General features: G+C 71.1%; 16 protein-coding genes. 7 read left to right on the forward strand and 9 right to left on the reverse strand.

The window, feature by feature from the left end; all coding sequences use genetic code 11:
- The first annotated feature begins 200 nt into the window (after positions 1–200).
- Positions 201–1241, forward strand: coding sequence for a PP2C family protein-serine/threonine phosphatase (locus PYR72_RS05420; RefSeq protein WP_275454157.1), 1041 nt, complete (start codon positions 201–203; stop codon positions 1239–1241).
- Positions 1242–1263: 22 nt separating this feature from the next.
- Here PYR72_RS05420 and PYR72_RS05425 read toward each other — a convergent pair whose 3' ends face one another.
- On the reverse strand, positions 1264–1704 hold the full coding sequence (locus tag PYR72_RS05425) for a DUF6069 family protein (RefSeq protein WP_275454158.1): 441 nt from the start codon (positions 1702–1704) through the stop codon (positions 1264–1266).
- Between the two features lie 291 nt (positions 1705–1995).
- On the opposite strand from PYR72_RS05425, the gene PYR72_RS05430 reads away from it, so the two are divergent.
- Positions 1996–2505, forward strand: coding sequence for a MarR family transcriptional regulator (locus PYR72_RS05430; protein WP_275454159.1), 510 nt, complete (start codon positions 1996–1998; stop codon positions 2503–2505).
- 17 nt (positions 2506–2522) lie between these two features.
- Here PYR72_RS05430 and PYR72_RS05435 read toward each other — a convergent pair whose 3' ends face one another.
- The gene (locus PYR72_RS05435; RefSeq protein ID WP_275454160.1) at positions 2523–3191 is read right to left on the reverse strand and encodes a Type 1 glutamine amidotransferase-like domain-containing protein; all 669 of its coding nucleotides are present in this window, start codon (positions 3189–3191) and stop codon (positions 2523–2525) included.
- 238 nt (positions 3192–3429) lie between these two features.
- Here PYR72_RS05435 and PYR72_RS05440 point away from each other — a divergent pair, with 238 nt between their 5' ends.
- The 4 genes from PYR72_RS05440 (at position 3430) to PYR72_RS05455 (ending at position 7002) form a co-directional block, all read left to right on the forward strand.
- The gene (locus PYR72_RS05440; RefSeq protein WP_275454161.1) at positions 3430–4086 is read left to right on the forward strand and encodes a hypothetical protein; all 657 of its coding nucleotides are present in this window, start codon (positions 3430–3432) and stop codon (positions 4084–4086) included.
- 266 nt (positions 4087–4352) lie between these two features.
- Positions 4353–5096 carry a DUF1775 domain-containing protein gene (locus tag PYR72_RS05445; protein ID WP_275454162.1) on the forward strand — a complete coding sequence of 248 codons (744 nt, stop codon included), beginning with the start codon at positions 4353–4355 and terminating at the stop codon, positions 5094–5096.
- 101 nt (positions 5097–5197) lie between these two features.
- Entirely contained in the window at positions 5198–6232 is a 1035-nt protein-coding gene (locus PYR72_RS05450; RefSeq protein WP_275454163.1) for a DJ-1/PfpI family protein, read from the forward strand.
- Positions 6229–7002 carry a DJ-1/PfpI family protein gene (locus tag PYR72_RS05455; protein WP_275454164.1) on the forward strand — a complete coding sequence of 258 codons (774 nt, stop codon included), beginning with the start codon at positions 6229–6231 and terminating at the stop codon, positions 7000–7002. Before PYR72_RS05450 ends, PYR72_RS05455 begins: the two co-directional genes overlap by 4 nt.
- Before the next feature lie 63 nt (positions 7003–7065).
- Here the strand turns inward: PYR72_RS05455 and PYR72_RS05460 are convergent, their stop codons facing one another.
- The gene (locus PYR72_RS05460; RefSeq protein WP_275454165.1) at positions 7066–8199 is read right to left on the reverse strand and encodes an NAD(P)/FAD-dependent oxidoreductase; all 1134 of its coding nucleotides are present in this window, start codon (positions 8197–8199) and stop codon (positions 7066–7068) included.
- Positions 8200–8308: 109 nt separating this feature from the next.
- Here PYR72_RS05460 and PYR72_RS05465 point away from each other — a divergent pair, with 109 nt between their 5' ends.
- Complete coding sequence (locus PYR72_RS05465; RefSeq protein ID WP_275454166.1) at positions 8309–8995, forward strand: TetR/AcrR family transcriptional regulator C-terminal domain-containing protein; 687 nt, start codon at positions 8309–8311, stop codon at positions 8993–8995.
- Between the two features lie 64 nt (positions 8996–9059).
- Here PYR72_RS05465 and PYR72_RS05470 read toward each other — a convergent pair whose 3' ends face one another.
- The 6 genes from PYR72_RS05470 to PYR72_RS05495 form a co-directional block, all read right to left on the reverse strand.
- Positions 9060–9677, reverse strand: a complete 618-nt coding sequence (locus PYR72_RS05470) for a cadmium resistance transporter (RefSeq protein WP_275454167.1) — start codon at positions 9675–9677, stop codon at positions 9060–9062.
- Positions 9678–9752: 75 nt separating this feature from the next.
- Positions 9753–10784 carry an NADP-dependent oxidoreductase gene (locus PYR72_RS05475; protein ID WP_275454168.1) on the reverse strand — a complete coding sequence of 344 codons (1032 nt, stop codon included), beginning with the start codon at positions 10782–10784 and terminating at the stop codon, positions 9753–9755.
- Positions 10785–10820: 36 nt separating this feature from the next.
- Positions 10821–11966, reverse strand: a complete 1146-nt coding sequence (locus tag PYR72_RS05480; protein WP_275454169.1) for an acyl-CoA dehydrogenase family protein — start codon at positions 11964–11966, stop codon at positions 10821–10823.
- Between the two features lie 15 nt (positions 11967–11981).
- Positions 11982–13547 (reverse strand): AMP-binding protein, encoded by a 1566-nt coding sequence (locus PYR72_RS05485; protein ID WP_275454170.1) that lies wholly within the window; start codon positions 13545–13547, stop codon positions 11982–11984.
- Positions 13534–13911, reverse strand: coding sequence for a hypothetical protein (locus PYR72_RS05490; RefSeq protein ID WP_275454171.1), 378 nt, complete (start codon positions 13909–13911; stop codon positions 13534–13536). The genes PYR72_RS05485 and PYR72_RS05490 overlap by 14 nt, the downstream gene beginning before the upstream one ends.
- Positions 13911–14756, reverse strand: coding sequence for an enoyl-CoA hydratase/isomerase family protein (locus PYR72_RS05495; RefSeq protein WP_275454172.1), 846 nt, complete (start codon positions 14754–14756; stop codon positions 13911–13913). The genes PYR72_RS05490 and PYR72_RS05495 overlap by 1 nt, the downstream gene beginning before the upstream one ends.
- Between the last annotated feature and the right edge of the window lie 11 nt (positions 14757–14767).

A 14767-nucleotide genomic window follows, 5' to 3' on the forward strand; every position in this document is an offset into this window, starting at 1 on the left:
GCCGTACGGCAGCACGCCGACGAGTGCTGCCGGTGGGGCCGAGTCCGGTGATCATGGCGGCAAGCCGGGCATGAACATGCGTTCCCGCCTGGCTCACTATCCGCTTTGTTGTAGTTACGATTGATTTCGTGCCTACTTCGAGGCGACAGCGACGCGGGCGTCCATACGGTGACCGATGGGACGCTGTCCGACTGTCACCGGTGATCCTCACCCTCCTCATCGGCGCGCTGGCGTTCGCGACACCGAGAGGCATCGCCATCAGCCGCCTCCTGCCTGCCGCGCCCGCCCTGGCCGCCTCGATGTGGCCGGTGCTCCCCACGGTCCTGCTGGGTGCGTTCTGCGCGCTGATCATGCTGGGCCTCGGCCTCGTCTACAGCGACCTGGGCACCCCCTACACCGCGGCCGCGATCGCCGCCGTCACCCTGGCTGCCGCCTACGCGAGCCACGTCCGACTCCGCCGGGAGGAGGCGCTCCTCCAGATCCGGCTCGTGGCCGACACCGCCCAGCAGGTCCTGTTCCGACCGCTGCCGAGCCACCTGGGGGACATCGAGATCGAATCGCTGTACGTCGCGGCGCAGGCCCAGGCACGGATCGGCGGCGACTTCTACGAGGCGGCCGAGACACCGCACGGCGTCCGGCTGCTGCTGGGCGACGTACGGGGCAAGGGCCTCTCCGCCGTGGGGGCGGCCTCGGCGCTGATCAGCTGCTTCCGAGAGGCCGCGCACGACGAACCGGACCTGACGAGCATCATCCGGCGCCTGGAGATCAGCATCGGCCGCCACAGCGCCGCCCACCCCTCCCAGGATCTGCCGGAGCGCTTCGCCACCGCCCTGCTCGCCGAGATCCCGCGCGGCGGCGGCCACGTCACACTTCTCAACTGCGGGCACCCGCCGCCGCTTCTCGTGCACCGGGGCGAGACACGCGTCCTGGAGCCCAGCGAACCCTCGCCACCGCTCAACCTCGCGGCACTCGTCCAGGACAACTACCGCACCGACACCGTGCCCTTCGCCCCGGGCGACGAACTCCTGCTCTACACCGACGGTGTGACGGAGACCCGGGATCACGCCGGCGAGTTCTTCCCGTTGCAGGACTGGATGGGCCGGCAGGGCCCGGTGTCACCCCACGGCCTGCTCGACCGACTCCACCAGGACCTCCTCGGCTTCAGCGGCGGCAGACTGGACGACGACATCGCGGCCCTCGCCGTGCGCTACCCGAAGTCCGGCCCTCTGGACCTGGACTGACGTGGACGAGGGGGACGCACGGTCAGGCCCGGTCGGCGGGGAGGGGAAGGAGTCGCCGGTAGGCGGGGACGGCGACGGCGGCGACCACGACGTGCATGACCATCAGGGCGAGCGCGGCCCCCCAACTGCTGCCGGGCTGACTGTCCGTGGCGCCGACCATGATGTCCGGGACCAGACTGACGATCACGACGACCGGGACCAGGACGCGCAGCAGCCGAGCCGGCCGGGCGGCACGTGCGCGGATGATCGCCCAGGCGGCAGCGGCTGCCAGGACACCGAAGACGGTGAAGGGCGCGTAGGCGGACGGCTGGAGGGGCTGGAACTCCTGCGAGGCGCCGGCGGCGTGGGCTGCCGCGGCGACAACGGCGTTGAGGGCGATCGCGACCACGGCGGTGCCGATCAGACCGCCGGTCACGACGAGACCGCGGGGGCGGGCCGGGCTGGTGGCGAGTTGCTGGCTCATGGCGTTCTCCGGATCAGGTGTGGGGTGGGGACGAGGAGTGGATCGGGTCGGCCGACGACGACGTCGGTACGACGGCTCACGGCGACCGTGAGAGCGGAGGCGTCCAGGACGCGACGTCAGGGGTGGCCGACGGTGTCGCTCACGGTCAGGGCGTCGACACGGGCCTCAGCCTGGTGGCACCCGGACAGTCACTTCAAGGTTTAACCGAAAAGTAGTCCTGATGACTTCAAGCGTCAAGTGATGACGAGGTTGATTAATTTCAAGCGTGAAGCACCGGTTACATTGGAGGGCATGACGAACCCCCCGGCCGACGAGGCGCCGCACTGGCTCGACGAGGAGGAGCGCCGCGCCTGGCTCGGCCTGGTCGGCATCATGCGACGCCTGGAACACGCGCTCGACGCGCAGCTGCGCGAAGAAGGGCTGACGCACTTCGAGTACGGCGTGATGGCGGCGCTGTCGGAGTCACCGCGACGTGAACTGCGCATGAGCGACCTGGCCGCCTGCGCCGAGGGCTCGCTCTCGCGCCTTTCCCAGGTCGTGGCCCGTCTGGAACGCAAGGGCTTCGTCCACCGCCGCCCCGACCCGGCCGACGGTCGCTACACCCTCGCCACCCTCACCGACGAGGGACACCAGAAGATGCTCGGCGCCGCTCCCGGACACGTCGCACTGGTGCGCCAACTGGTGTTCGACCCGTTGACCAGAACACAGGTCAAACAGCTCACCCAGGTCAGCCGGCGCATCCTGCACGCCATCGCGCCGGGCGAGGGCCACGGCGACCTCCGCCGCGACCCCTCCGGCTGACCCCTCGACGGATCGCGTCAGGGGTGGAACCGCCACCGGCCTTCAGAGACGACATCCGCCTTGCCGTCTCTGACGCGTACGGCCGTCTCGTCGTCGAGGAAGTAGATCGGGAAGTCGGCCCGCTCGGCGATGCGATCCGCCCAGGCGTCGTCCCGGTTCGGGAAATCCGACGAGTAGAGGTGAGGCTTGAGGTACCAGTCGAAGAGGCCGAACGGGGGTTCCACGGTCGTCGCGCCGAGCGCGTGGAGGTCGGCGGTGTCCCCGATGACGTCGGCGGAGTGTTCGGTGAGTTGACGGCTGAAGATCATTGATCCGGCACTGAATCCCACGTAGACCCGGCTCCGGAGCGCCTCCAGGAAGCCATCGGCCAGGCCGTTGCCGGTGATGCTGCGCGCGAGGTGGTACTGGTTGCCGCCCGCACAGTAGATGACGTCGGCGCGGAGCAGCCGGTCCAGCACGGTCTGCCGCGGCAGGCCGTTCAGCTCCAGGACGTCGAACTCCCGCCAGCCGAGGCCGTGCACGCGGTTCATGTCGGCGAGCAGCCACCCATGGTCCCCGGACTCGGCGACGGACGCCGTGGGCACGTAGACGACGTTCGCCGCTCCGAACGGCTTGCCCAGCATCTCCCTGAGCGCCTCCCGCAGCGTCTCGTTACGCAGGCCACTCGCCGTCAGCAGAAAGTCCATCGGGCGAGCCAAGCACGACTCACGGGGCCACGCAACGGACTTCAGGAGCCATCGGTACCGCGGCCTCGGTCGGCCGAGCACACCGGCCCGGCTCGACCGTGGCGATCACCACCGATGTTCGCCGAGCTCACGGCCGTCGCTGTGGTGTGGATCACCATGGCCGAATTGAGTGGCACTCCGGGGGAAGTTCCGTACCATCCCGTGACGCGTGGGACCCGGACTGTGAGGATGAGGCGTCATGACTGCAGGGTGGTGTTCTCGCACGCTCAGGGCCGCTGTGTTCGCGGCCGTCTGCGTGCTGCTCGCCTCCCTGGGACACGTGACGATGTCGGGAACCGCGGTTCCCTGGTGGGCCATGGCCGCGGGGACGTCGACGGCCGGCGGGACAGGCTGGCTGTTGGCCCGCCGGGAGCGCGGGCCGGTCCTGGTCGGCTCCTGCGTGGTCGCGGCCCAAGCCGTGCTGCACGTGTCGTTCTCGCTCGCGCAAGCCCTCGTCGCTCCCCGGACATCGGGCGAGGCGACGTCCTTGGCGTCCCTGCACCACGGGATGGGTGCGGCGCACTCCATGGGGCCCATGGACCACTCCGGGATCGTGCATTCCCTGCACCATGGCACGGGTGGTACGTCGTGGGCCGGCATGCTCGCCGCCCACCTGCTGGCCGCGTCGCTGTGCGGGCTGTGGCTCGCCCTCGGTGAACGTGCCGCGTTCCGCGTCCTGCGGGCCTGCGCCGCACGGCTCGTCGCTCCGCTGCTTCTGATCCTCCGGCTGCCCGCGCCGCCGTGCCGGCCTCGCGTCCGCGCCGGGCGAGCGCGTTCGGACCGCATGCCGCGACGGCTGCTGCTCGCCCACGCCCTCACGTCTCGGGGTCCACCCACGGGGACCGCTGTCGCCTGACGACAGCCGATCGACCGGGGCCGCTCAGGGAGACGACGAGCCGTCGACTCCTCGCCCCGGGCTCGGCCTTCGCCCAGCGCGCCCGGCCGTCCACCTCGTCGAGCCTCATCGGTCCCGGCGTTCCACCGTGCCGCTCGCGCGACTCCGCGACCATCGCCCCGGACACAGGTGCTCCGCACGAGTGCACGGGGAGACGCCAGGCGCTCACTCCTGCCCTGTCAGGGACTCAGTGCAGTCTCCGCACCATCGAAACTTGGGAGTTCCCCATGCACCGCTCGCACCTCGTACGCAACCTGCGCCTCGCCGGCGCCCTCTCCGCAGCCGCGTTCGCGGTCACCCTCGCCGCCGCGGGCCCGGCCGCAGCCCACGCCGAAGTCGAGGCGGACGGTGCCCGCGCCCTCGACCAGAACGTCGAACTGACCTTCTCCGCCGAGTCGGAGTCCGCCTCGGCCGGCATCACCAAGCTGGAGGTGATCCTGCCCAAGGGCATCACGCCGCAGGACCTCACCTACGGGGAAGGCCCCGAGAACTGGAAGTTCGCCCCCACCGACCGGGGTTACACCGTGTCGGGGCCGAAGCTCCCGGTGGGCGAGGACGTCGAGTACGTCGTGACCGTCCGGCAGCTGCCGGACGCGAAGGCGCTGGCCTTCAAGACCCTGCAGACCTACAGCGACGGCAAGGTCGACCGCTGGATCGAACTGGACGACGAGGCGGAGGGCGACGGACACGGGCACGGGCATCCCGCGCCCCGACTGGAGCTCAAGGCCGCCGCACCCGGCGCGAAGCCCGTGAGCCCCAGCCCCACACCGGAACCGACGACCGCCGCTCCCACGACGGCCACCCCCGCCGACGAGCCCGCGGCCGAGAAGACGTCGGCCCAGCCGGCGGCGGCCGACACGAAGGACGACGACGGCATGCCGATGTCCGTCCCCCTGGGCATCGGTGCCGCGGTCCTCGTGCTCGGCGGCGGCGCGTGGTGGCTGAGGAGCCGCCGCGGCGGATCGGCGTGAGCCCGGACCCGGTCACCAAGCCTGGCACCCCTCCCCCGGGGTGCCGGGCGGCAAGCCCCCCGGCCGCCACGGCGGGGGACCTCGGAAGCCGCCGGCATGAGATGCCGCCGCCGCGTGCCGGCGACCGCGGCGGAATCGACGAGCGGCGTGTTCTGCTCGTCGTCTACGACGGCGCGCAACTCCTCGACGTCGCCTGTCCCGGCGGTGCCCTCGACATCGCCAACCGGTACGGCGCACGGCCGCCCTACTCCATCGAGCTGGGCACCCTGGGCCGCCGCGCCGCCCGGAGCTCGGCGGGGATCATGCTGGGCGCCGGGCAGTGCCTGGAGGCGGTCGGGGGGCCGTTGGACACGCTCATCGTCGTGGGCGGCATCGGCTGCGAGGACGCGGCGGCCGACGGGCTATTACTGGATCAGGTGCGGCGGCTGGCCGCACGCAGCCGACGGGTGGCCTCGGTCTGCACCGGCGCCTACGTGCTGGCCGCTGCCGGGCTGCTGGACCACCGACGGGTGACCACCCACTGGGGATGGGCGGATCGGCTCGCCGAGCGCCATCCTGCCGTGGCCGTGGACGCCGCTCCCCTCTACGTCCGCGACGGCAACGTCTACACCTCGGCCGGTGTCACCAGTGCCCTCGACCTGACACTGGCCCTGATCGAGGACGACCACGGCCCGACGCTGGCCCGCGCCGTCGCCCGGGAACTCGTCACGCATCTGCACCGGCCCGCCGACCAGGCCCAGATATCCATGTTCCTGGCAGCCCCGCCGCCGGAGGACCGGCTGGTGCGGGACCTGATGGGCCACATCGCCGGAAACCTGGCCGGGGACCTCACCCCCGCCGCCCTGGCCGCCCGGGCGGGAATCAGCTCCCGGCACCTCACCCGCCTGTTCACCGCGCACCTCGGCACGACTCCGGCACGGGCCGTACGTGCGGCGCGCGCCGAAGCCGCCGCACACCTGACACGCTCCAGCTCACTGCCCATGGCGGCGATCGCCCGTCGCTGTGGATTCAGGTCGCCGGAGACACTGCGGCAGGCGTTCCTCCACCACTACGGAGTCACCGGGGACAGGATGCGCAGGATGCCGGACATCCCGCCCCCACGCGTCCCGCCCGGTCAGCAGACTCCCCTTCCATGAACAACTCGACGACACGCAGAAACGTCCTTCGCGGGACCCTGGCCACCGCCGCGCTCGCGGCCACCGCCACGGCCGTGGCCCCGGCCGACGAGGCGCACGGGGCTCCGGCCGGTGGCGGAACCGGCCCGCACATCGGCATCCTGCTCTACGACGGCTACAGCCTGCTGGACCCCACCGGCCCGGCCGAGATCCTGTCCCGTCTCCCTGACGCCACCGTGACGATGATCGCCGAGCGGCGGGGGCCCGTCCGTACGGACACGGCCGACGTGGCCGTGCTCGCCGAGCGGTCCCTCTCCGAGGTCGACCGGCTCGACGTCCTGCTGGTGCCCGGGGCCGGCAACCGCGGCACGGTGGAAGCGATGAACAACCAGGCGCTGCTGCACTGGATCCGTGAGATGCACCGTCACACCCGGTGGACGACCTCCGTGTGCACCGGCAGCATCGTCCTCGCGGCGGCCGGACTGCTGACCGGCCGCAGGGCGACCACCTACTGGGCCTCCGCCGACTACCTCCGGTCCACCTTCGACGTCACCTACCTGCCACGGCGCTACGTACGGTCCGGAAAGATCATCACCGCGGCCGGCGTGTCGGCGGGCGTGGACATGTCCCTGTATCTGGCGTCACTGATCGCGGACGACGACACGGCGAAGGCGATCCAGCTGGCCGTCGAGTACGACCCTCGACCCCCCTTCGACTCCGGTGACGCAGCGGCCGCCAGTCCCCGGCTGAAGGAGCGGGCACTGCAGTTGCTGGCCGCGTCGCAGGTGTAGACGAGGCCGGCCCCGATGCCGGTGAGCCGCTTCCCGCTGCCCGCGTGTGGGTGGGCGTGGGCGTCACGCTCCTGGTTCGGCGCCGGTCATCAGGGCGAGGACGCTGTGCGGTGCATGGTCGTCGATCATGATCCGGTAGAAGCCGTCGTCGTTCGCTTCCACCTCGGCGGCGCGGGCGAACATGGTCCGCTCGTGTGCGGCGAGGGCGGCTTCCACGTCGCCGGGGTGGCGGGCGAGGGCCCGGCCGAGTTCCGCGCCGTCCCGCATGGCCGAGTTGGCGCCTTCGCCGTTCGGCGCACGCAAGTGAGCGGCGTCGCCGAGCAGGGTCACCCCTCGTACGCGCTCCCAGCGGTGCACGGCCGGCAGGGTGAAGACGGGGCGAACGGCCGGTGGGGTGTCGCCGGCGGTGATCAGAGCGGTGAGTTCGGGAGCCCAGCCGTCGAACTCCCCGGCGACCCGGGCGGTGAGGGCTGCGGCATCGGTGGTGTCGAGGCCGTCGAACCAGTCCTGCGGTTTCCTCAGTTGCGCGTAGGTGTGCAGGGTTCCGCCGGCCTCCCGGTGGGCCAGCAGGCCCCTGCCCGGTGCGAGGGCGAAGAGTGATCCGGCGCCGACCGCCTTCGCGGAGGCGGGGTGGCGGGTTTCCGCGTCGAAGAGGAACGTCTCCACGCTCAGCACGCCGAAGTACCGCGGGCCGGCCTGCGAGAGCAGGGGGCGTACGCGCGACCAGGCTCCGTCGGCGCCGATGAGCAGGTCCGCGACCACGGAGGTGCCGTCGGCGAAGTCCACCCGGTGACGGCCGTCGCCGACGGTCCGCACGGCGGTGGCCTTGCGGCCCCAGCGGACCGTGCTAGCGGGCAGGGAGTCGAGCAGCATCTGCCGCAGTGCGCCGCGTGGTATCTCCGGGCGTTCGCCGGTTCCGGTGTCGGGCAGGTCGAGGAGCACCTTTCCCGCCTGGTCCATGATCCGGTACGCCTCGCGGCCGGGCAGGACCCGCTTGCGGAACTCCTCGATCAGGCCGGCCGCCTCCAGAGCCGCCTGGCCGCTGTCGGGGTGCAGATCGAGCAGGCCGCCCTGGCGGCGGGCGTCCGGCGCGGGCTCCGCCTCGTAGACGGTGGCCGAGATGCCGTGCACCCGCAGGACGCGAGCGAGCGTCAGCCCGCCCAGACCCGCTCCGATGATGGTGACAGGTGTCTTCATGGTGTCCTCCCTGGCCCCTGAGGGGTGGCCCGAGCGTCTTGTTGGATCGGCGCTCCAATCAAGCTAGCACGGAGTTGGATCGGCGCTCCATCCGTGGGATGCTGGGGCCATGGTGAAGAGAGCGGCGAAGGGATCCGGGCGGGCCCCGCGGCGGACGGACAGCCTGTCGAGGGAGCTGATCATCCGGACCGCGATCGAGATGCTGGACGAGGGCGGCGAGAAGGCCCTGACGCTGCGCGCGCTCACCGTGCGGCTGAGCACCGGCTACGGGGCGATCTACCACCACGTCGCGGACAAGGGCGATCTGCTCGCCGCGGCCGCCGACGACGTCATCACCGGCGTGGTCTCCGGCGCGGCCGGCGACACGGACCCCCGTGCCGCGCTGCGGCAGCTCGCCGCCGGCCTGTTCGATGCGATCGACGCCCACCCCTGGGTCGGGGCGGAACTCTCCCGCGCACCGTGGCGGCCCGCGCTGCTGGACTTCTACGAGAGCGTCGGCCGGCTGCTGCACGCGCTCGCCGTTCCGGAGAAGGCACGCTTCGACGCGGCCGGGGCGCTGGTGAACTACGTCCTCGGCGTCGCCGCGCAGAACGCCGCGAACGCACGGCTGCGCCCGGGCGACGACAGCGACCGGGAGACCTTCCTGGAGCACGCCGCCACGCAGTGGGCGCAGATCGATCCGGGCCGCTACCCGTTCGTGCACGCGGCGGCGACCCGGCTGAGCGAGCACGACGACCGCGAACAGTTCCTCGTGGGAGTCGACATCTTCCTCGCCGGTGTCGCGGCCCTGGGCTGAGGGCGTCGAGGGGCCTGCCGCGGACGGTCGCGGCGGGTGCCGGGCAGGCCCGGAATCGCCCTGCCTACAGGCCGAACGCCCCGCCCTCGACCAGGATGAGCAGGCCGATCGCGATCAGCACCAGGGGCAGCAGGACGTGGCCCCAGCGGCTGAGCGTCCTGGCGACGACCGGGCGTGTGGCGAGGTACCTTCCCGCACAGCACCACACCCCCACCAGGATCAGAAAGATCACGGCGTACACGCTCATCCCGCCGACGCCGGCGGTGGCGAACACGGGGACGTAGACACCGATGTTGTCGCCGCCGTTGGCGAAGGTGACGGCGGCGACCTCCAGCGGGCCCGGGCCGCCCCCGCCCCTCTCCTCCTCGCCCGTCCCCTCCTCGCCCGCGTCCTCACCGGCACGGTGGTTCCCCCATGCCTGCCATGCCGCCTTGAGGCCCAGTGCGAGCGGCAGCAGGCCGAGATACGGGATCGCGGCCTGCGGCAGGAACGTCGCTCCGAACGCGGCGGCGGCCGCGACCACGAGGATGCCGGCGAAGCCGAGATACTGCCCGGTCACGATCCGGCGGGCCGCGTGCCGGTGGCCCGCGGCCTGGGCGAAGAACAGGGACAGGATCAGGATGTCGTCGATGTTGGTGACGGCGAACAGCCCGGCTGCCTGCCCCACGATGCCCAGGTCCACCGGCGGTCGTCCCCCTCGGATGCGGCTGCCGACGACCCTATCCGCACCGTGTCGCCGGCTTCCGATGCACCCGGCTCAGTGCGGGTCCCCCAGCTTGAGCAGCAGCTTTCCGGGCTGTTTGCCGGTGAACATCGTCGGGAGCAGGGCGGGCGCGTTCTCGAACCCCTCGACGACACTCTCCTCGACGTGCAGTCGGCCCTCCTTCACCCACTGGCCGAGTCGCGCTGCGCCCTCGGCGAGGCGGTCGGCGTAGTGGAACAGCAGGATGCCCCGGACGGTCAGCTGGTGGGTGGCGATGCGCATGTAGTTGACGGGGCCCTGCACTCTGACATCCGTGTAGCCGGACGACATGGCCCCGCAGATCAACACGCGTCCCCGCGGTGCCATGCTCAGCAGCAGGGTGTCGAGCATGTCGCCGCCGACGTTGTCGAAGTAGGCGTCGACACCGTCCGGGCACAGTTCGCGCAGCCGCTCGTCGAGCTTGTCGTTCTTGTAGTCGATGGCCGCGTCGTAGCCGGCCTTCTCGACGATCCAGCGGCATTTCTCCGGGCCGCCGGCGATGCCGATCACCGTCTTGGCGCCGAGCGCCTTGGCGATCCCTCCGGCCAGCGACCCGGTGGCTCCGGTCGCGGCCGAGATCACGACGGTGTCGCCCGCCTGCACCCGGAGACCGTCGGTGACACCGAAGTACGCGGTCAGTCCGCCGACCCCGAACACACCGAGGTTCCAGGAGAGCGGGTAGTCACTCGCGGGCAGGACGCGCAGGGGCATCGGGCCGTCGGCGCGCAGGAGGACGTAGTCCTGCCAGCTCATGAAGCCCTCGACCAGATCGCCGGGCCGGTAGTCCGGGTCGCGTGAGGCGACGACCTGGCCTATGCCCATGGTCCGCATCGGCTCACCGACCTGGATCGGCGGCATGTAGCCGCCGTCGTCGGTGAGCCAGATGCGCTGGCTGGCGTCGTAGCCGAAGTACAGGGTGCGGACCAGGACGTCCCCCTCCCCGGGCAGCGGCGGGTCGGACTCGGTGTAGCGGAAGTCTTCGGTGGTGACGGCGCCGACGGGGCGACGGGCCAGCAGCCATTGGCGGTTGACGGTGGGCAGAGCCATGAGTGTTTCTCCATCCGGGAGTTCGAGGGGACGGTGCTACAGGCCCAGGTCACGGCCGATGACCTCCTTCATGATCTCGTTGGACCCGGCCCAGATCTTCGTCACGCGGGCGTCCCGCCAGGCGCGTGCGATGCGGTACTCGTTCATGTAGCCGTAGCCGCCGTGCAGTTGGACGCACTCGTCCAGGACGGCGTTCTGCGTCTCGGCGGCCCACCATTTGGCCTTGGCCGCGTCCACGTGTGTGAGCTTGCCGCGCGTGTGCGCGAGGACGCACTGGTCGACGTACGCCTGGGTCACCTCCACACGGGTGACCAGTTCGGCGATCCGGAACTTGTTGTGCTGGAAGGAGCCGATGGTCTCCCCGAACGCGCGGCGTTCCTTGGCGTACGCGATCGTCTCGTGCAGGAGCCGTGTGACATGGCCGATGTTGGTGACGGCCGTCGAGAGCCGTTCCTGCGGCAGGAGCCGCATCATCGAGACGAACCCCTGGCCGACCTCACCGAGGCGGTGGGAGTCGGGGACGCGGACGTCGGTGAAGAACAGTTCGGCGGTGTCGGCCTCCTCCTGTCCGACCTTGTCCAGCTTGCGGCCCCGCTCGAAGCCCGGGGTGCCGGCCTCGACGACGAACAGGCTGATGCCCTTGGCCCGTTCGCCGGGGCCGGTGCGGGCGGCCACGATGACGAGGTCCGCCTGGTGGCCGTTGGTGATGAAGGTCTTGGAGCCGTTGAGCAGCCAGTTCCCGCCGTCCCGGACCGCGGTGGTCTTCAACGCGGCGAGGTCGGAGCCGCCGGAGGGTTCGGTCATGGCGATGGCGCTGATCAGGTCGCCCGAGGCGATGCCGGGCAGCCAGCGCCGCTTCTGTTCCTCGGTGCCGAGTTCCACCAGGTACGGCGGGCAGGTGTCGGTGTGCAGGGCGAGACTGGCCCCGACGCCGAAACTGAAGCCGGCGAGTTCCTCGTCCGCGACGGCGTTGAAGCGGAAGTCCCCCGCCCCCGTCCCGCCGTACTCCTCCGGGACCGACAGGCCGAGGATGCCGAGCGCGCCCGCCTCCTGCCAGATGTCCCGGGGGATGGATTTCTGCCGGAGCATCTCCTCGTGGCGGGGCGCGAGGACGCGTTCGGTGAACTGGCGGACGGCGTCACGGAAGCTGTCGTGGTCCTTGTCGAAAAGGGTGCGGTCCATGCTGTGCTCCGATCCTCAGATCTGCCGCGCGTGCTCGCGCCAGAAGGGTTCACGGACGTCCTTCTTGAGGACCTTTCCGTTGGCGCTGCGCGGGAGTTCGGACACGAAGACGACCCGCTTGGGTGTCTTGATGCCGCCGAGCCGTGGACGGCAGTACGCGATGAGTTCCGCCTCGGTCAGTGCCTCGCCGTCGTTCAGTTCCACGACGGCGGTGACGGCCTCGCCCCAGTCCTCGTCCGGGACACCGATGACGGCGCAGTCCTGGACCGCCGGGTGCTTCCAGACGACCTGTTCGACCTCGCTCGGGTAGACGTTGAACCCGCCCGAGATGATCATGTCCTTCTTGCGGTCGGTGAGGTGCAGGAAGCCCTCGTCGTCGAGGAACCCGATGTCACCGGTGTGCAGCCGGCCGTCGACGATGGTCTCGGCGGTCCTGACGGGGTCCTTGTAGTAGCCCTTCATGACGAGATCGCCGCGTACGCAGATCTCGCCGTTCTCGCCCGGGGGCAGAACCCGGCCCTCGCCGTCCAGCACCTCGACCTGTACGAGGGGTGCCGGGCGGCCCGCTGCCGAGAGCCGGAAGTCACTGCCGTCGCCGGTCAGATGCTCCTCGGGGCGCAGGAAGGCGATCCCCGAGGGCGCCTCCGTCTGGCCGTACCCCTGGAACATCACCGGCCCGAACACCTCGATGGCCCGGCGCAGTTTCTCGGTCGACATGGGTGCGGAGCCGTACATCAGGTACTTGAGCGAGGAGAAGTCGCGTCGCTCGATGCCGGGGGTCTCCAGCAGGCGGTAGATGACGGTGGGCGGGAGGAAGAGTTCGGTGACCCGGTGCTTCTCGATCAGGTCGAGCAGCCGGACGGGGTCGGGACGGGTCGTCACGACGACCGTGCCGCCCCGTGCGGTGCAGGGCAGGGTGAGGGTGCCGGCGGTGTGGGTCATGGGGGCGGCGAGCAGGTTCACGATCGGTTCGTCGGCCGCGTAGGAGGCGGCCAGCATCTGGTGGACCGCGCTCACGCTCAGGCCGCGATGCGTGTTCATGACCCCTTTCGGGGCGCCGGTCGTGCCGCCGGTCGGCATGATGCCCGCCACCGCGTCGGGCTCCGGAACATGGTCCGGAAGGTCGGTGGACGCGTCCTTGAGGAAGTCGTCGAGTGTGACGGCGCCGGCCTTGGACGCCAGGCGCGGGTCCTCGCCCAGGGAGACCACGGTCCGCAGCCTCTTCAGGTCGGCGCGCAGGGGCTCGACGACAGGGAGCAGGGTCTCGTGGCAGAAGAGCACCTCGCAGTCGAAGCCGTCGAGAAGCCGGCCGATCTCGGCGCGGGTGCCGGCCGGGTTGACCGGCACCCAGGCCAGTCCGGCCCGCCATATGCCGAGGACACAGGCCCAGCCGACGGGATCGTTGGACGTCAGCACGGCCCCCTTGGCCTCCGGTTGGAGGCCCGACGCCAGCAGGGCGTTGGCGACGCGGTGGGAGAGCTCTCCGATCTCCCGGTAGGTGAAGGTCCGTTCGTCCATGACGAAGGCGGTGCCCTCGGGCCGCGCACGCCACCCGCGGTCGAAGAAGTCAGTGATCGCCACGGTGATGTCCTTCCTTCCTGTGCGGGTCGGTCACGGAACCGGCCGTCCCGGCCTTGTCGGCGCCCCGGAACGCCCGGTCGCTACTGCCCGGCCGGTGCGGGACGGGCCGGTGCCCGGCCGGCGGCGCACCGCCCTGACGGTGCTGGTGGAGGCGGCCGACTGCCCTGTCGAACGCGGCGCGGGCGAGCCCGGTCATGACCGGGCCCACGGCCGGGCCGGCCGAGGACCCGCTCGCCGCGCGGCCCCGCCGGCAGGCGGCCCGGGCCGACGCGGTGTGGTGCGGCGGTGCCTCGATCGAGTCGAAGAAGATCTCGCCCTTGGGCTGCCTGGGGCGTGCACCCGGCTCCTTGTCCCGGCCGGCCATCAGGACACCGAGGCGATCGTCGCCGGCAGATCCCGCTCGTGCTCGATGTCCTGGAGCTGTGCGAGCCTCTTCAGGCGCTCCAGCACCGCGGGCACCGCGAGCAGGTTCCGCATGGCCTCGCTCTCGACGGCGAAGCCCGCGAACTGCGCGTCCACGGCGCCGTTCAGGACCTTGGCCAGTACCTGGTTGACGGCCGCGACGGACTCGGCGGACCGGGCGGCGGAGCGCTGGGCGAGGTCGTCGACGTAGGAGTGGATGTCCTCGGTGGGCAGGCAGCGGTTGACGATGCCGTACGCCGCCGCCTCGTCCCCGGTGAAGTCCCGTGCGCTGAGGATGAATTCACGGGTCCGCGCGGGGCCGATGCGGAGCGCGAGGCGGGTCGTGCCGCCGCCTGCGGGCAGGAAGCCGCCGCTGGCCTCGGGGAGACAGAGCCTGCTCCGGGGGGTGGCGAAGCTCATCTGCGTGGCGAGCAGGAACTCCAGGCCGCCGCCGCGCACGATGCCGTCGAGCACCCCGATCGTCACCTGCGGCAGGGCTTCCCACATGGTCGTCAGTGCCTGGACGACGTTGATGTCCGGGTACTTGCTCTGCGGCACGTCCGGGTCGTTCATCGAGCGGAACATGTCGTCGAGGTCGAAGTGGGCGAGGAAGAAGTCGGGGTTGGCGCTGCCGAGGACGACGACGCCCGTGTCCCGGTCGAAGACCAGCCTCCCGGCGAGGTCGAAGAGTTCGCCGACCATCTGGATCGTCATCAGGTTCAGCGGGCCGTTGTCGAGGTCGACGTGCAGGATGCGGCCGTCGCGGCGCAGGGAGAGGGTCTGGTAACTCGTCGTCGGGTAACTCATCAGAGACTCCA

The sequence above is a fragment of the Streptomyces sp. VNUA24 genome, from assembly GCF_029167005.1.
GTDB classification, from domain to species: domain Bacteria; phylum Actinomycetota; class Actinomycetes; order Streptomycetales; family Streptomycetaceae; genus Streptomyces; species Streptomyces scabiei.